Source organism: Streptococcus parasanguinis, from assembly GCF_040908565.1.
Lineage (GTDB): Bacteria > Bacillota > Bacilli > Lactobacillales > Streptococcaceae > Streptococcus > Streptococcus parasanguinis_AC.
This window is the reverse complement of record NZ_JBDGEA010000008.1, coordinates 40170-55919: the sequence shown is the minus strand read 5'-3', so window position 1 is coordinate 55919 and position 15750 is coordinate 40170. Positions and strand designations below refer to the sequence as shown.

Below are 15750 nucleotides of genomic sequence, written 5' to 3'. Positions count from 1 at the left end.
GGACGATTGCTCGTGGTACCACCTTTGTTCGAGAAGTCGCAAGAGACTTTCTCCTCTCATCCCGTAACGAGGGAAACGTCCGTTCTTACTCAATGGTTCAGAACGAATACTGTAAAAGGATCATCCATTAAGAGGGAGTGCAGATCTTCCACCATCATCTGCTCGCTAGACCTATCATTAATGGACCTGTTTTTACAAAATTATAAAATATTGACAGATTCACGATTTGCATCATCTTCAGGTTGAACAGTTTCTTCAACTGCAACAACTTCCTCATTTTCATGACGAGCGTGCTCTGCTTCTTCTAAAGCGGATTGAACTTTTTCATTCAAACCTTCAAACGCTTGTGTCGCACCCAATTCTAAGTTAGCTGCTTCAATGCGTTTTTGCAATTCTTCGATTTCAGCTGGAGAGAATTGACGAGTCAAATCAATGTTCTCATCTTCTGCATGATGATGGTGAACAGATTCACCCAAAGCTTTCTCAACAATTTCACGGAAAGCTTCATCACTTGTTTGAATATACATAGCTGTTGGGCGAAGAATTTCATCCCATTCAGGCGTATCGATAATGCTCAATTGGCTTTCGATTGTTGATTTCAAACGTTGATGGAAGACGCGTGTCTTGTTCTTCAACTCCTCTGTTTCAACGGCAACCTTCTTGGCGTTATCCGTTGCATGACGAAGGATTTCATTTGCTTTTTGTTTTGCTTCATCTACTAAATGTTGTGCATCTTGTTCAGCTTGACGAACAATATTTTCAGAACGTTCATTAGCTGCTTGTTTTACACGTTCAGCAGTATCTTGTGCAATCAAAACAGATTGACTCAATGAATCTTTCATTTCATCAAAATAGTTTAAGCGTTCTTCAAGAGCTTGAATTTTTGCTTCTTGATCATGATTTAAACGAACAAGATTTTCATAATCGCGAACAACGATATCTAAAAATTCTTCTACTTCGTTCGCATCATATCCTCTAAATTTAACGCCAAAAGTTTTATCTTTAATTTCTAAAGCAGTAAGAGCCATAACTCCTCCTCATTTTTTACTTAAGAGTACTTCAACAGTTACTTTATATTTTCCACTCTTTGAAATACCATTTTCAGAAACAATTTTAAGACGCCCAAAGCGTCGAACACTGACTAAATCACTCAAACCTACAGTATAGCTAACATTGGAAGTTGTCGCATAATTGACTTTCACCAAGCCTGAACTAATCAACTGACTGGCTTGTGAGCGCGAAAGCCTGAAGGTCCCAGCAATCACCTTGTCTAACCGAAAACTCGACACGAGAATATCTCGCTGCTGGCTTTCTTCCTCTACAACAATCTGTTCAGATAGAGGAACTTCCCTCAGCTTAACAGGGACACGAGAAATTTTCTGGATGTGATCCATGAAATAGGGAACAAAACGCTGTTCAACAAATACTTGGATCTTTCCTTCATTCGTTAGAATATCTCCAAAAGACTTGCGCTCCACTCCTAATTGGTGAACAATGGCCCCCAGAACCTGGGAATGGGTCAAGTGATGAAATTTGGAAGCATAGACCATCTCTATTAAGGCCAGATCAAAGTCACTTGGGTTCAATTGATAATAATCCGGAGCCACAATGACCTTGGCATACTCCATTTTCTGCTCATCACTGGAAGCAAAGACCTGTAATTGATAGCTTGCCGCAACATTTCGTAAAATAGCGACCTGATGAGGGTTTAAAAAACCCGTCACTTCAACAGAATAGCGTTCAATTACTCTTTCTGACAATTCAATACAACGATCAATAAATTCGTGATCTTCGCGATTGAAATGTTGATAAATCTCTTTCTGTCCCATCGTATTCTAACCAATCAAAAATAGAAACAACCGAGCTAATAGCTGATTCATTAGGTTCAAGACCAAAAGTGCTACAAGAACCGTAAAATCCAAGCCTCCAACCTGCAAAGGTAACTTTCTAAAAAGGCTCAAAAATGGTTCAACTAGGCGGTGAACCATTTGTCCAAGAGTACTCTGAGGTGCCCCAGGGAACCAAGAAAGTAAGGCATAGATAACAAGAATGATGGAATAGATTTGAATGATATTTGAAAGATATTGAAAGATAATCATCTTAGCGATTACGTTTCATATCATAGTCAAATTCTGTCACTTCCACATCATTTGGAAGGCGGATATCTTCCACATTAACGACTACATTAATTGGAGTCAACAAGTACATGGTACTTGCAACACGACGAAGATTTCCTGCTAAAACATAACGAGCCCCATCCAAATAATCTAAACAACGACGTGCTTGTACTTCTGTCATATATTGGAAGTCAATCAAGATACTCTCATTAGATAGTAATAGATCAACAATTTCAGTCGCTTCCTCGTATTTGCGGGGATAGCGTACATCAATGGTAATCTTTTCATCTGTATTCGCACGATTAGCAGCCAATTCACGTTGACGTTCATGCAAACGAGTAATATTTTCAGATGTATTTTTCGTTGTTGAAACAGGTTCCTTCACTGCCGCTGTAGACACTGGAGTCGTAACAGGTGCGACAGGAGTCGGTTTTGGTTTTACTGGTTCTCTTTGACTAATCTGTGGACGTGGAGAAGTCACTTGAGGAGTCGGCTGTGGCTGTGGAACTGGTTGTGTTTCCGCCCCAGCTGCTTTTGCCTCGCGAACTTCTACTTCTTCACCGTCTTCTGTGAAGTAGTCAATAAAGTTGTTAAATTTATCTTTTAATGACATAGTTCTTTCCTATTTAAAAAATGATGTCCCAATTCTAACATAAGTCGCTCCGTTCGCAACGGCTACTTCAAAGTCACGACTCATACCCATACTTAGTTCTGAAAAAGGCATATTTTTTAATTGTTTCTTTTCTAGTTGTTTCTGAAGTTGGTGAGTTTTTGAAAAAATATCCTGCAACTCTTCTTGATTAGCCTCAAAAGGAGCCATCGTCATTAAACCAACAATTTCAATTTTGTCCAGCTGTGCGATTTCCGCTAAAACATCATCCAGTTCATCGGGTGCAAATCCATGTTTACTTTCTTCACCAGAAATGTTCACTTGGAGGAAACACTTGATCGGGTGTTCTGCTCGCTTTTGAATTTCTTGAGCTAGCTTCACCGAATCCAAGGCATGAAAGTAATCGACGAGATTGATCACGTCTTTTACTTTCCGCCGTTGGAGGCTCCCAATCAAGTGCCAAGTGAGGTCATACTCTTTTAGAGCTTGATACTTTTCTAGGAATTTATCAACACGATTTTCACCGATATGTTGGATACCTGTTTTCACCAGTGCTTCTGTTGTTGCAACATCTACATACTTGGTGACAGCTATCACATTAACTTGATCTTGGCGGTTAGCTTTGTTTCTTGCTGTTTCTACTTGTTGCCGTACTAGATCAGCATTCTGTTCCAGATTCATGATTAACGATTCCGGAAGAATGGTGGTGTTTCCAATTCATCATCATCTGAAGATGAATCTACATAACGATCAACTTGATGTGTTGATGTTGGTTCAGTTTGGCGAACGATATTCTCACGGCGAATATCCCAATCACCAAAAGCTGAGCCACGGTTTGGTTCTACCGCTGGACGACTTGGAGTTGTTGGCAATTCAACATCTTGTTTCAAATCAAATTCACGGTCAAATGGTGCCGTTTGTGGGCGTTGTTCACGTGGTCCTGTTTTATAAGGACGTTGTGAGGAAGCAATTCCGCTGACGCGTTCTACCTTGTCTTGACGGACACCGGTTGCAACAACCGTCACGCGGATTTCATCTTTAAGAGATTCATCAATAGATGTACCCAACCAGATGTTCACTCCATGACCTGCAGCTTGGTTCACAATTTCTGAAGCTTCTTCAGCTTCGATCAAAGTCATATCCAAACCACCTGTTACGTTGACGATCACGTCTTCAGCACCGTCAATGGTTGTTTCAAGGAGTGGTGAGTAGATAGCTTTACGAGCTGCTTCGATAACGCGTTCTTCACCGCTACCAACACCAATACCCATGAGGGCATTTCCTTTGTTTTCCATAACAGTCTTCACGTCTGCAAAGTCAAGGTTGATCAATCCAGGACTTGTGATCAAGTCAGTGATCCCTTGAACACCTTGACGAAGAACGTTATCAGCTTCACTCAACGCTTCAAGAAGCGGTGTCTTCTTGTCCACAATTTCAAGCAAGTTGTTATTAGAAATAATCAACAATGTATCTACATGTTCGCGAAGTTCATTGATCCCTTCAATAGCGAAGTTCCCACGTTTTGAACCTTCAAACCCGAATGGACGAGTGACAACTGCTACTGTCAAAGCACCAACTGCTTTAGCAATACGAGCGATAACTGGGGCAGCACCTGTACCAGATCCTCCACCCATCCCTGCAGTGATGAAGACCATGTCTGCACCTTGCAACGCTTCTGTCAATACTTCTTCGCTTTCTTCAGCTGCCTTACGACCAACTTCAGGTTGACCTCCAGCACCCAATCCACGAGTCAATTTTGGACCCAATTGGATAACTGTTTCAGCCTTAGCACTTGAAAGTGCTTGAACATCTGTATTAGCTGCGATGAATTCTACGCCGGCAACGCCTTCGTCAATCATACGATTGATGGCGTTACCGCCACCGCCACCGACACCGATTACTTTAATTACTGCACCTTGTGCCGCTGCTGTGTCAAATGAAAATGTCATAAATACTTACACTCCTTAATCAAACATATTACCGATCAAATTTTTCATTCGGTCTGTGAATGTAGTTTTTGGTTCTTGTTTGCTATCATTGCTTGCTACTGGAATTTCTTGAGCATCTACTGGAGATTCAATCTTCTCAGCATTGTACGCAGGTACTACCGGTTGTGCTGGAGCAGCAGGTTGTGGTTGTACTTGTGGTTGCACAGGACGATCAAATTGAATCGGTTGTTGACGCAAGACTTCGTCTCCATGAACCGCAGCTTGAGCAATAATATCCACATCTGTCAAATTGCCTGCATATTCAGACAAGCTAATTACATGGGCAAAAGCTGGATTGCGAATTCCAATTTGATTTGGAACAAACAATTTCACATTTACACCAAAGACTTCTTGAGCCAATTCTTCAACACCTGGAAGGATCGCACCTCCACCGATGATGACAATACCACCAGGAAGATCCAACAAATGTCTTCTTTCAAGGTCTTGCTTGATTTGCTCAAAGATGTGTTTGATACGTGCTGAAATGATTTCAGCCAAGTATTTCTCAGTCACTTCAACTGGCTCTACTTCACCGATGACTTCTACATGGAAGACTTCGTTTCCAGCAGATGGCACATAGGCTTCACCGTAGTTGAACTTCAAGCCTTCTGCCAATTTTTGAGAAGTCTTCAATACTTTAGAAATATCTTTGGTAACGTAATCGCCACCTTCTTGGTAGATATTTGTAAATTGAAGTTCTTGGCTACGCACAGATGCCACTGTTGTTTGGCCACCACCCATATCAATCACAGTTGCTCCGAATTCACGTTCGCCTTCGTTCAAGACTGTTTTGATCATCGCAAGCGGTGAAATGATGATGTTTTCAACTTGTAAGCCTGCACGTTCAACTGTTTTACGCAAATTGTGCAAGATGGTACGAGGTCCTGTATAAAGAAGACCACGCATTTCAAGTCGAATTCCCATCATTCCGCGTGGATCGCGGATTCCTTGGAAACCATCTACTGTGAATTCTTCAGGAATGAAGGTGATTACTTCACGATCCGGTGTCATACTTTTTGTGAGTGCAGATTTGACAACATTTTCAACATCTGCATCTGTGATTTCTTTTGAATCACTTGTGACTGGAATCATTCCTTGAGTTGCTTCGATTTGTAGTAAGTTTGCAGGCAACCCAACATTGACTAGATTGATTGAAATCCCTGCTTTTTCTTCAGCTTGGCTGATTGCAGTTTTAATTGCATTTGAAGCAGCTTCGATATCTACTATAATTCCATCTTTGACGCCAGCACTTTTTGCATTGCTGACTCCAATTACATTCATTTCTCCATTGACATGTTCTGCCACCAATACTTTTATTGAACTAGTACCGATATCTAAACCTGTAAAAAAGCCGTCTCTAGCCATTACACCAGTCCTCTCTCTTTATTTGTTTTCACTTTACATCTATTTATAGCCCTTTTAGTTGGAACTATCCAAACTTCATTATATCACAAAGAAGCCTAAAATGGACATTTTTTCTTCAATTATTTGAGATAATTTATGGGCTTTGCTCATTCCCAGAAGAATTTTCGCCTTCTGGATTCTGTTCTTGACTTGCTTCCTCAGAATGTTCTTCTTGCTTTTCTGTACTTTCAGCCTTTTCTTTTTCAGCTTGCTCTTTGGCATCTGCGATGGATTGTTCACTATAGCTGAAGACTCCAGCCTCCATATCGATGGTGGAATCATCGTCTAATTGCTTACTAATGGCTTTATAATAAGGAAGTTTACGGGTAATTTGGGAAACAGGGACCAAGATTTTATTATCATTTTTCATGGTAATGGTCACCAGATCCTTCGTAACCTTGCTTGGTGTCAGATCAACCGAAACAATTTTATCCGTAATGGAAGACGAAATGGATTTCATTTCTTGGACGAATTGTCTGACCAATTCCCTATCTGAGAATTTCAAGCTAATATAGGAGGATGGTAAGTCCGAAGCAGGCGTTACTGTCTCCACTACTTCTCCATTTTCCAACACTGGATAGTGGTCTTCTCCGGTCACATAATAGGCAACCACTTTGTGTTCCACGATATTGACTTTAAAGGTCACCGGGAATTGATAATGCATGTGAACCTCTTTGATCCATGGACTAGCCGTTTTCATATTTTGTTCATAGACCGATTGATGAAGGAAAGTCGTCAGAGTATAATCTTCTTCTTTGATGCGACTTTTTTCATACAAAAGTTGCTGATCAACCGCTTTATTCCCTGAAAATTCAATCACTTTCTGTGTGGATAAGGGGCTTAAAAAATAGATTGAGAGAAGGGCGACAATCGAGCTGATTCCGATAACCGGAAGGGCACGATAGATGTGGCGTTTTGCAACCGCCGGTTCCTTCTTTGGCTTGTTCGTCTTCAAGCCTTTAAAAAATGAAGGTCTTTTCTCTTGTTTCTCTGAAGGATCTAGCTCCTCTACAGCCGGATCATCCTCTTCTCCTTCTGAACTTTCTCCATCTGCTTCTGGATTCTCTTCGGCCTCAGCTTCATCTTCCTCTTCAGACTCTTTTCGTTCGTCAGATTCTTCCTCTGAGACAGAAGCTGTTTCTATTTCTGAAAGGTCTTCGTCTTCTTGTGCTTCTTTGCTTTCAGTTTCCTCTGTTTCAGCTTCTTCCGCTTTTTCAAGCGCCTTTTTTTCTAAATATTCTTTGTTTCTTTTTTGCCAGGCTGACAATTCTGTAATTTTGTCATCCGTTGGCGTTTTTTTATTGTCGTCCGTCATCTTTTCCCTTACTGATATCTTTTTGAAGCAGGCCATAAAAATCGTCTAGTGAAAGGAGCTCTGTCGATTTTTCCATTGCTTGGTGGTAAACTTGGCTTTGCTTCAACATTTCTTGAATGGTTTCATTAAAGGTTTCGAGGGTCAATTGATCTTCCTGCAATTGCTCTGCATAACCTTTATCCACAAAATATTGGGCATTTTCAATCTGATCGCCACGGCTGGCTTCTTTTCCTAGGGGGACGATCAGGTGGAGTTTGTTCATAGCCAAGAGTTCAAATAAGGTATTGGCTCCACCTCTAGTGACCACTAAATCAGCCTTCTGGAGCATTGGCAGATACTGATCCGTTACATAATCCACTCGATACAAGCCACCCTCATCCTGATTCAATGTTGAATCGCCTGTCAAATTGATGATATTGTAGTGCTGCAAGAGCTCTGCTTGATGTTCTGTCACAAATTCATTAAAGACACGTGCACCGGCTGATCCTCCGACAAAGAGAAGGGTCGGCGAGTCTTTTTGAAATCCTTGTGTTTTTTCTTCTAATTCTTCAGAAGTTGTCGGAATATGATCTGTGACCTTGGTTACCGCACCGATATGCGCACTCTTTGTCAAACCATGGGCTTGCTCAAAAGTCGTGTACATCTTGGTAGCGAATTTATAAGCAATTTTATTGGCCAATCCCATCGAGAGATCCGACTCATGGATATAGACAGGAACACGAGTGAGTCGGGCTGCGATCACTGGTGGAACCGAGACAAATCCTCCTTTTGAGAAGAGAACTTGTGGACGCACACGAAGCAGGATTGCAATAGACTGGAGCGTTCCCCAAGCCACCTTGAAAACATCCATCATATTTTGGAAAGAGAAATAGCGACGCAATTTCCCTGTTGCAATCGAATGGAATCGTACCTTTAATCCAGACTTTTTGATCTCTTGGTATTCGATTCCTTTTTTGTCCCCAATATAATGAACTTCCCATCCATCTTCGATAAATTTTGGAATCAAGAGGAGATTAAGGGTCACATGTCCCACGGTTCCCCCACCAGTAAACATTATTTTTTTCATCTTATTTCAACCCTTTTACTGTAGCAAGGAATTCATCCCCACGCACTTCAAAATTCGGATACATATCCCAGCTGGCATTGGCAGGACTTAAGAGCACAACATCTCCAGGGCTAGCCAAGTCGAAGGCTTTCTTTGTAGCATCTGCTACATCTGCCGCATAGACATAAGGGACGCCTGCTTTATCGGCTGCGCGTTTCACTCGAGGAGCTGATTCCCCGAGAATCACCATTTCCTTTAGACCTGCAATATGAGGTACCAATTCATCAAATTCATTGCCACGATCGAGCCCACCTGCAATCAAGATAACCTTGCTGTTATCAAAACCAGAAAGAGCTTTTTGTGTCGCTAAAATATTGGTCGATTTACTGTCATTGTAGAATTTGACACCTTGAATCTCATCCACATATTGAAGACGGTGTTTGACACCTCCGAAGGCTGACAAGGTTTCTTTAATGACCTCATTCTCTACTCCCCGGACTTTTGCAACAGCAATCGTCGCCAAGGCATTTTCTACATTGTGGCTCCCTGGAACACCCAGTTCATCCGCACGCATGACAGCTTCTCCCTTAAACTTGAGAAGTCCATCTTCCAAATAAGCACCGTCCACTTTTTCGATTGTAGAAAATGGAAGGACCCTTGCCTTGGTTTTTGTAGCAAGTTCCTTAGCCAGGTCTTGGTTGAAGTTTAATACAATGACATCTTTTTCTGTCATATTCTTTTGAAGATTCCATTTGGCAGCTACATAATTTTCAAAAGAACCATGGTAGTCGATATGAGTTGGCATGAGGTTGGTAATCACTGCAATCTCTGGATGGAAGGCTTCAATGCCCATCAATTGGAAAGAAGACAATTCCATGACCAGAACTTCCTTTTCAGTCGCTGTTTGTGCGACTTGGCTGGCTGGAAAGCCGATATTTCCAGACAATAGACCACCTTGACCAGCAGCCGTCAAAACTTCCCCGATCATGGTTGTCGTCGTCGTTTTTCCGTTTGATCCTGTAATCCCAATAATTGGCGCATCCGAAATCAGATAGGCCAATTCCACTTCAGTAAGGACTGGAATACCCTTTTCAAGTGCTTTTTCGACCATCGAATTCGTATAAGGGATTCCAGGATTTTTGACCATAACCGCAAAGTCTTCATCCAACAACTCCAGAGGGTGGCCTCCTGTCACAACTTTAATCCCTTCTTCCAGTAAACTTTGTGCTGCTGGATTTTCTTCAAAAGGTTTGCCATCATTGACGGTCACAATCGCTCCTAAACGATCCAACAAACGGGCAGCTGACTCGCCTGACTTAGCCAAACCTAATACAAGAACCTTTTTATTTTCAAATTGTTTCACAAATTTCATGATTTCTTCGCTCCATTTTTATCACTCTCTATTTTACCTTTTTTTAGCAAAATTAAAAAGCCCAAAGGGCTTTAAAAATCACGTCACCGTTTATTTTTTCTGTTTGGTCGTCATTTTGGAAATATCTACCAAAGCCATGTAGCCAACAAAGGCCAGAAAGGCACCGACAAAAAACTCGGACGGTAGTTGGAATATCTGAAAAATGGCTAGACAAGCAAGGACGATAAAAGAGACGATCAAGACCACCATTGTGACACTGTTTAAGGTACCACGAATACTCTTTGGGGTCATAAAAAGGTAAAAAAGGAGAATCAAAATCCCTAAGATAAAATAGACCATTTTGTTTCTCCTTTCTTTTCGTATTATTCAGCAGCTGCTGATTTTTTCTTTTTATTTGCTTTTTCGCGTTCTGCTTTGTTCAAGATCTGTTTACGCAAACGGATAGATTCAGGTGTTACTTCCATGTACTCATCGTCGTTCAAGAACTCAAGAGATTCTTCCAAGGTCAAGATACGTGGAGTCTTGATAACCGCTGTTTGGTCCTTGGTAGCTGAACGAACGTTGGTCATTTGTTTTGCTTTCGTAATGTTGACAGTCAAGTCGTTCTCACGAGAGTTTTCCCCAATGATCATTCCTTCGTAAACTTCTGTACCTGGATTGACAAAGATCGTACCACGTTCTTCAATAGACATGATCGAGTATGTCGTTGCTTTTCCGTTATCGATGGAAACAAGAGCACCACGGTGACGTCCACCAATTTCTCCTGGAATCACTGGCAAGTATTGGTCAAAGGTGTGGTTCATGATTCCGTAACCACGTGTCATTGACAAGAACTCTGTTGAGTATCCAATCAACCCACGCGCTGGAACAAGGAAGACCAAACGAGTTTGACCGTTACCAGTTGCGATCATATCCAACATTTCACCTTTACGTTCAGAAAGGCTTTGGATAACAGATCCTTGGTATTCTTCTGGTGTGTCGATTTGTACGCGCTCAAATGGTTCACATTTGACACCATCAATTTCCTTGATGATCACTTCTGGACGAGATACTTGCAATTCGTATCCTTCACGACGCATGGTTTCGATCAAGATAGACAAGTGCAATTCCCCACGTCCTGAAACTGTCCATTTATCTGGTGAGTCAGTCGGGTCAACACGAAGAGAGACGTCTGTTTGCAATTCCGCTTGCAAGCGTTCTTCGACTTTACGAGAGGTTACCCATTTCCCTTCACGACCAGCAAATGGTGAGTTATTCACCAAGAAGGTCATTTGAAGTGTTGGTTCATCGATGTGAAGGATTGGAAGAGCTTCAACTGCATCTGTCGGTGTGATGGTTTCTCCAACGAAGATATCTTCCATACCAGAGATAGCGATCAAGTCACCAGCTTTAGCTTCTTGAATCTCACGACGTTCCAAACCAAAGAAACCAAAGAGTTTCGTTACACGGAAGTTCTTAGTCGTTCCATCCAATTTAGAGAGGGTAACTTGGTCCCCAACTTTTACAGTACCACGGAAGACACGTCCGATACCGATCCGTCCAACGAAGTCGTTGTAATCAAGCAGGGATACTTGGAATTGAAGGGGCTCATCTGAGTTATCAACTGGAGCTGGGATGTGATCAATAATGGTATCAAAGATTGGTGCCATTGTGTGCTCTTGATCAGCTGGATCATCTGAAAGTGAAGATGTTCCGTTGATCGCTGATGCATAAACAACTGGGAAGTCAAGCTGGTCATCATCCGCACCTAGCTCGATGAAGAGTTCCAAGACTTCGTCTACTACTTCTGCTGGACGAGCAGATGGCTTATCGATTTTATTAACTACAACGATCGGCACAAGGTCTTGTTCCAAGGCTTTTTTCAATACGAAACGAGTCTGAGGCATAGTTCCTTCGTAGGCATCTACGACCAATACAACCCCGTCAACCATTTTCATGATCCGTTCCACTTCTCCACCGAAGTCCGCGTGTCCTGGTGTGTCCATGATATTGATCCGAGTTCCGTTATAAGCAACGGCTGTATTTTTAGCAAGAATGGTAATCCCACGTTCTTTTTCAAGATCGTTTGAGTCCATTGCACGTTCTTGCAATTCTTTACGTTCATCCAAGGTGTGCGATTGTTTCAACAATTCGTCTACCAAGGTTGTTTTACCGTGGTCAACGTGGGCAATGATCGCAACGTTACGAATATCTTCTCTTAATTTTGTCATGATTTCCTCTATATAATTTTAAATAATATTTCTAACTGAACAATTATACCACAGTCCCGTTTAAAAAACACAGTTCAGCTAGTTGTAAATGTTTTCATCCTCATTTCTTTTCTCCGACTCGATTTCCTTTTCTTTTCATGATACACTAGTTACAAAACTTTCAGAAAAAGAGGCCCCCATGAGATTAGATCAATTGATGGCAAGTCACCAGTATGCTCGAAAAAACATCAAACAATTGCTTGCAAAAAGACAAATCTTGGTCGATCACCTACCAGCTAAAAAACTGTCACAAAACATCGACCCTGGACTCCAAGAGATTCAAATAGGGGAACGGCTCATTCAGGAACCGCGTCACCACTATTACATGCTCCATAAACCAATCGGGGCAGTGACTGCCAAAAGAGATGCACACCATCCAACGGTGATCGAGCTAGTGGATCCCAAGAAAGAGTACCCAGACCTCTATCCACTTGGTCGCCTCGATCGCGATACGAGTGGCTTACTCCTCATCACAGATAATGGTCCCCTAGGCTTTCAACTACTCCATCCTCAATACCATGTGGAGAAGGTCTATGAGGTAGAAGTCAACGGTTCACTCTATGCAGCCCACATCGAGCAATTTCAGAATGGGATTTCATTCACAGACGGCCCCATCTGTAAGCCTGCTTCCTTAACCATTCTAGAAAGTAGACCTAGCTACAGCAAGGCCCAGGTCCGAATCTCAGAAGGAAAATACCACCAAGTGAAAAAGATGTTCTTAGCCATTGGCGTCAAAGTCATGACCTTAAAACGCTTGTCTTTTGGTCCCTTCACCTTGGATCCTCAGCTAGCCCCTGGCGAAAGCCGGCCTTTGAATGAAGCGGAGCTCACTTGGGTCAAAGATTCCCTTGAAAAAACGAGATAAAAGAGGCTAGGACAAAAGTCCTAGCCTCTTAATTGTTTTTGGATTGTCGAGTAAGACGCAGTGGTTGAGTGGGCTCTACTACGCTGATTTCATCAGCTTTTATAGCCCTACTCAACTGTGCGGAGGTGGGACGACGAAATCGAATTCTAACGAATTACCGATTTCTGTCCCACTCTCTTTTATTAGGCGTCTTTTTTCACTTTCCCATTCCAAGAATCAAGACCATAAGACAAGACATAAATGTCTGTATAGCCCTGTTTCTTGAGATAAAGGGCCGCATTGGTCACACGCGAACTACGGCTATTCTCATAGAGCAAAATCGGTTTGTCTTTGCGTAAGGCCGCAAGGCTCAACTTCAACTGAGTAGAAGGAATGTTGCGCGCTCCTAAAATATGCTTGGCATGAAACTCAACTGGCTCTCGCAAGTCAATCAACTGCCCTTTACGAATCAACTCTTCAAAAGCGGCATTATCCACAAATTTAGCAGCTTTACGGATGCGGAAATAATTAAAGGCCATCCATCCAACTACTCCTAAAACAACCAACCAAAAAATGATATTTCCCATCACTCTACCTCACTCTTTTTCAAAAATTCTAATTCTTGCTTGTGCTCTCTTCTTAAAACGGTATCGGCTTCTAAATAATCGAGCCGCTCCATCAAGCCTGCATCATAAAGACGTTGAAGCTCAATTTTCATCAATTCGATGTCATAGAGGCGCTTCCCCACATAAATGATGATTCCAAAACGTTTTAAAAATTGTTGAACATCATACAGGTTTTTCATGTTCATTATTGTATCAAATTTAGAAAGGCTTTACAAGATTTTCAAGTAAATGATGACATTTTTCGATTTGTTTACGAATAAATAAGTATGATCAACTTTTATTTTTTTACCATCGGTACTTGTTTCGCCTCTTTTTTGGGACTAGTGGTCGATCGCTTCCCAAACCAATCCATTCTCGCTCCTCGCAGTCATTGCGATCACTGCCAGCACGTCCTTGGAGTTTGGGATCTCATCCCCATTCTCTCACAACTACTGCATCGCTTTCGCTGTCGCTATTGTCATCAGACCTACCCATCTTGGTACTGCCTTTTTGAGATCTGGAGTGGCCTGATCTTCTTAGCCTGTGCTAATGGTTTTCTTTCTCTGCCTCAACTTCTGACGTTACTCGGATCTGCTGTTTTAGCCATCTATGACCTACGCTTCATGGAATACCCCTTGGTCATCTGGTGTTGTCTCCATACCTTAGTCCTCTTTTTATCCGGTAGTAATCTCCTCATGCTGGTCTTTTTACTCCTTGCGATAGGATCTCACTTTTTCTTTATTGGAATGGGGGCGGGGGATTTTCTCTTACTCGCCACCTTCTCACTCAGCTTTTCTTCTACCAAGATCCTCCTTCTCATTCAGATCGCATCCATCTTAGGGATCCTCGTTTTTACTCTCAAAAAAGAAAGAGACCGGATTCCTTTTGTTCCCTGTCTCTTTCTCAGTTATCATGCTTTACTGCTTTATACTATTCTTTACAGATAAGATTCTTATTTTGCAGCTTTTGCTTCTAGATAATCGGCAATAGCAGCCACGTCCTTGTCCCCACGACCAGAAACATTGATGATAATGATCTTGTCTTTATCCAATTGTGGAGCACGTTTGACCGCTTCTGCAACCGCATGTGAACTTTCAATAGCTGGGAGGATCCCTTCTGTCTTACTGAGGAGAAGAAGAGCTTCTACTGCTTCATCATCTGTCGCTGCTACATATTCGACACGACCAGAATCTTTAAAGAAGGCATGCTCTGGACCAACCCCTGGGTAGTCCAAACCAGCAGAAATCGAGTAAACTGGCGCTACTTTTCCATCTTCGCCAAAGACAGCATAAGTCTTCATGCCATCGACAACTCCTACAGTCCCTTTGGTCATGGTAGCGGCGTGCTGATCGGTATCCAAGCCATGACCAGCTGCTTCAACACCGACCAATTTGACTTCCTCATCGCCTACATATTGGGAGAAGGCACCGATGGCATTGGATCCACCACCGACACAGGCAATCACATAGTCTGGCAAACGGCCTTCTTTTTCCAAGATTTGACGTTTAGACTCTTCACTGATCACTTTTTGGAATTCATGCACAATGGTTGGGTAAGGGTGAGGTCCAACAGCAGAACCCAAAACATAAAAAGCATCGAGGTCTGCCATCCATGCTCCAAAAGCAGCATCAACGGCGTCTTTCAAGGTCTTGGTTCCTGTTTCAACCGCATGAACGGTTGCCCCCATCATTTCCATGCGGAAGACATTGAGACGTTGACGCTCCACGTCTTCTGCCCCCATGTAGACATCACAGGCCATACCAAATTTAGCTGCCGCAGCTGCTGTAGCGACACCGTGTTGACCAGCTCCTGTTTCAGCAATCACGCGTGTTTTGCCCATGCGCTTAGCCAAGAGAATTTGCCCCAAGACGTTATTCAATTTGTGCGAACCTAGGTGATTCAAGTCTTCGCGCTTCAAATAAATTTTTGCCCCACCTAAATGCTCTGTTAAACTTTCTGCAAAGTAGAGTGGTGTTTCGCGTCCAGAATAGTCTTTCAAATAATGTTTGTATTCTGCAATAAATTCTGGGTCATTTTTATACTGTTCAAAGGTTTCCTCTAATTGATTGAGCAAGTTTTGAATGGGTTCTGGTACGAAAGATCCACCAAATTGTCCGAAATAGCCTTTTGTTTCTGTCATGATTGTGTCCTCTTTTCTATATCTTCAATCCTGTTTATGATCTTTTTCTCTCGCTGGCCCT

The 15750-nt window shown here is 42.2% G+C and carries 17 protein-coding genes; 2 read left to right on the top strand and 15 right to left on the bottom strand.

Annotation, left to right across the window (positions count from 1 at the left end; translation table 11 throughout):
• Positions 1 to 200 precede the first annotated feature (200 nt).
• The 12 genes from AB5Y61_RS05430 to typA form a co-directional block, all read right to left on the bottom strand.
• Positions 201 to 1028 (bottom strand): DivIVA domain-containing protein, encoded by an 828-nt coding sequence (locus AB5Y61_RS05430; RefSeq protein ID WP_368403429.1) that lies wholly within the window; start codon positions 1026 to 1028, stop codon positions 201 to 203.
• A gap of 9 nt (positions 1029 to 1037) precedes the next feature.
• Positions 1038 to 1829, bottom strand: coding sequence for an RNA-binding protein (locus AB5Y61_RS05425; protein WP_368403428.1), 792 nt, complete (start codon positions 1827 to 1829; stop codon positions 1038 to 1040).
• A gap of 6 nt (positions 1830 to 1835) precedes the next feature.
• The gene (locus tag AB5Y61_RS05420; RefSeq protein WP_024055397.1) at positions 1836 to 2099 is read right to left on the bottom strand and encodes a YggT family protein; all 264 of its coding nucleotides are present in this window, start codon (positions 2097 to 2099) and stop codon (positions 1836 to 1838) included.
• Between the two features lies 1 nt (position 2100).
• Positions 2101 to 2730, bottom strand: a complete 630-nt coding sequence (locus AB5Y61_RS05415) for a cell division protein SepF (RefSeq protein WP_195487003.1) — start codon at positions 2728 to 2730, stop codon at positions 2101 to 2103.
• 9 nt (positions 2731 to 2739) lie between these two features.
• Positions 2740 to 3408: a YggS family pyridoxal phosphate-dependent enzyme gene (locus tag AB5Y61_RS05410; RefSeq protein WP_368403427.1), complete on the bottom strand. Its 669-nt coding sequence runs from the start codon at positions 3406 to 3408 to the stop codon at positions 2740 to 2742.
• A gap of 2 nt (positions 3409 to 3410) precedes the next feature.
• Entirely contained in the window at positions 3411 to 4676 is a 1266-nt protein-coding gene (ftsZ, locus tag AB5Y61_RS05405) for a cell division protein FtsZ (protein ID WP_049474213.1), read from the bottom strand.
• A 15-nt stretch (positions 4677 to 4691) separates the two neighbouring features.
• Positions 4692 to 6080 carry a cell division protein FtsA gene (gene ftsA, locus AB5Y61_RS05400; RefSeq protein WP_368403426.1) on the bottom strand — a complete coding sequence of 463 codons (1389 nt, stop codon included), beginning with the start codon at positions 6078 to 6080 and terminating at the stop codon, positions 4692 to 4694.
• A gap of 133 nt (positions 6081 to 6213) precedes the next feature.
• Positions 6214 to 7434, bottom strand: coding sequence for a cell division protein FtsQ/DivIB (locus AB5Y61_RS05395; protein ID WP_368403425.1), 1221 nt, complete (start codon positions 7432 to 7434; stop codon positions 6214 to 6216).
• Positions 7418 to 8500 (bottom strand): UDP-N-acetylglucosamine--N-acetylmuramyl-(pentapeptide) pyrophosphoryl-undecaprenol N-acetylglucosamine transferase, encoded by a 1083-nt coding sequence (locus AB5Y61_RS05390; RefSeq protein WP_368403424.1) that lies wholly within the window; start codon positions 8498 to 8500, stop codon positions 7418 to 7420. The genes AB5Y61_RS05395 and AB5Y61_RS05390 overlap by 17 nt, the downstream gene beginning before the upstream one ends.
• 1 nt (position 8501) lies before the next feature.
• Positions 8502 to 9851: a UDP-N-acetylmuramoyl-L-alanine--D-glutamate ligase gene (murD, locus tag AB5Y61_RS05385; RefSeq protein ID WP_368403423.1), complete on the bottom strand. Its 1350-nt coding sequence runs from the start codon at positions 9849 to 9851 to the stop codon at positions 8502 to 8504.
• Positions 9852 to 9941: 90 nt separating this feature from the next.
• Positions 9942 to 10190, bottom strand: a complete 249-nt coding sequence (locus AB5Y61_RS05380) for a DUF3165 family protein (protein ID WP_024055332.1) — start codon at positions 10188 to 10190, stop codon at positions 9942 to 9944.
• A gap of 23 nt (positions 10191 to 10213) precedes the next feature.
• The gene (gene typA, locus AB5Y61_RS05375) at positions 10214 to 12061 is read right to left on the bottom strand and encodes a translational GTPase TypA (protein ID WP_368403422.1); all 1848 of its coding nucleotides are present in this window, start codon (positions 12059 to 12061) and stop codon (positions 10214 to 10216) included.
• 178 nt (positions 12062 to 12239) lie between these two features.
• Here typA and AB5Y61_RS05370 point away from each other — a divergent pair, with 178 nt between their 5' ends.
• Positions 12240 to 12965 (top strand): 16S rRNA pseudouridine(516) synthase, encoded by a 726-nt coding sequence (locus AB5Y61_RS05370; RefSeq protein ID WP_368403421.1) that lies wholly within the window; start codon positions 12240 to 12242, stop codon positions 12963 to 12965.
• A 182-nt stretch (positions 12966 to 13147) separates the two neighbouring features.
• On the opposite strand, the gene AB5Y61_RS05365 is transcribed toward AB5Y61_RS05370, so the two are convergent.
• Together AB5Y61_RS05365 and AB5Y61_RS05360 are read right to left on the bottom strand one after the other, a co-directional pair.
• Positions 13148 to 13531 carry a rhodanese-like domain-containing protein gene (locus tag AB5Y61_RS05365; RefSeq protein WP_023917445.1) on the bottom strand — a complete coding sequence of 128 codons (384 nt, stop codon included), beginning with the start codon at positions 13529 to 13531 and terminating at the stop codon, positions 13148 to 13150.
• Complete coding sequence (locus AB5Y61_RS05360; protein ID WP_003017930.1) at positions 13531 to 13749, bottom strand: YqgQ family protein; 219 nt, start codon at positions 13747 to 13749, stop codon at positions 13531 to 13533. Before AB5Y61_RS05360 ends, AB5Y61_RS05365 begins: the two co-directional genes overlap by 1 nt.
• Positions 13750 to 13836: 87 nt before the next feature.
• Between AB5Y61_RS05360 and AB5Y61_RS05355 the strand changes: the two genes are divergently transcribed.
• A complete protein-coding gene (locus AB5Y61_RS05355) occupies positions 13837 to 14496 on the top strand; it encodes an A24 family peptidase (protein WP_368403420.1) in 660 nt (219 codons plus the stop codon).
• 5 nt (positions 14497 to 14501) lie between these two features.
• Here AB5Y61_RS05355 and trpB read toward each other — a convergent pair whose 3' ends face one another.
• On the bottom strand, positions 14502 to 15689 hold the full coding sequence (gene trpB, locus AB5Y61_RS05350) for a tryptophan synthase subunit beta (RefSeq protein WP_368403419.1): 1188 nt from the start codon (positions 15687 to 15689) through the stop codon (positions 14502 to 14504).
• Between the last annotated feature and the right edge of the window lie 61 nt (positions 15690 to 15750).

What these genes read in the sequence shown, in the direction of transcription:
- AB5Y61_RS05365 (WP_023917445.1), bottom strand. Translation starts at nt 13,531, where the DNA reads ATGGGAAATATCATTTTTTGGTTGGTTGTTTTAGGAGTAGTTGGATGG.
- AB5Y61_RS05420 (WP_024055397.1), bottom strand. Translation starts at nt 2,099, where the DNA reads ATGATTATCTTTCAATATCTTTCAAATATCATTCAAATCTATTCCATC.
- AB5Y61_RS05380 (WP_024055332.1), bottom strand. Translation starts at nt 10,190, where the DNA reads ATGGTCTATTTTATCTTAGGGATTTTGATTCTCCTTTTTTACCTTTTT.
- AB5Y61_RS05430 (WP_368403429.1), bottom strand. Translation starts at nt 1,028, where the DNA reads ATGGCTCTTACTGCTTTAGAAATTAAAGATAAAACTTTTGGCGTTAAA.
- ftsA (WP_368403426.1), bottom strand. Translation starts at nt 6,080, where the DNA reads ATGGCTAGAGACGGCTTTTTTACAGGTTTAGATATCGGTACTAGTTCA.
- ftsZ (WP_049474213.1), bottom strand. Translation starts at nt 4,676, where the DNA reads ATGACATTTTCATTTGACACAGCAGCGGCACAAGGTGCAGTAATTAAA.
- AB5Y61_RS05360 (WP_003017930.1), bottom strand. Translation starts at nt 13,749, where the DNA reads ATGAAAAACCTGTATGATGTTCAACAATTTTTAAAACGTTTTGGAATC.
- AB5Y61_RS05370 (WP_368403421.1), top strand. Translation starts at nt 12,240, where the DNA reads ATGAGATTAGATCAATTGATGGCAAGTCACCAGTATGCTCGAAAAAAC.
- AB5Y61_RS05395 (WP_368403425.1), bottom strand. Translation starts at nt 7,434, where the DNA reads ATGACGGACGACAATAAAAAAACGCCAACGGATGACAAAATTACAGAA.
- AB5Y61_RS05390 (WP_368403424.1), bottom strand. Translation starts at nt 8,500, where the DNA reads ATGAAAAAAATAATGTTTACTGGTGGGGGAACCGTGGGACATGTGACC.
- typA (WP_368403422.1), bottom strand. Translation starts at nt 12,061, where the DNA reads ATGACAAAATTAAGAGAAGATATTCGTAACGTTGCGATCATTGCCCAC.
- AB5Y61_RS05410 (WP_368403427.1), bottom strand. Translation starts at nt 3,408, where the DNA reads ATGAATCTGGAACAGAATGCTGATCTAGTACGGCAACAAGTAGAAACA.
- trpB (WP_368403419.1), bottom strand. Translation starts at nt 15,689, where the DNA reads ATGACAGAAACAAAAGGCTATTTCGGACAATTTGGTGGATCTTTCGTA.
- AB5Y61_RS05355 (WP_368403420.1), top strand. Translation starts at nt 13,837, where the DNA reads ATGATCAACTTTTATTTTTTTACCATCGGTACTTGTTTCGCCTCTTTT.
- murD (WP_368403423.1), bottom strand. Translation starts at nt 9,851, where the DNA reads ATGAAATTTGTGAAACAATTTGAAAATAAAAAGGTTCTTGTATTAGGT.
- AB5Y61_RS05425 (WP_368403428.1), bottom strand. Translation starts at nt 1,829, where the DNA reads ATGGGACAGAAAGAGATTTATCAACATTTCAATCGCGAAGATCACGAA.
- AB5Y61_RS05415 (WP_195487003.1), bottom strand. Translation starts at nt 2,730, where the DNA reads ATGTCATTAAAAGATAAATTTAACAACTTTATTGACTACTTCACAGAA.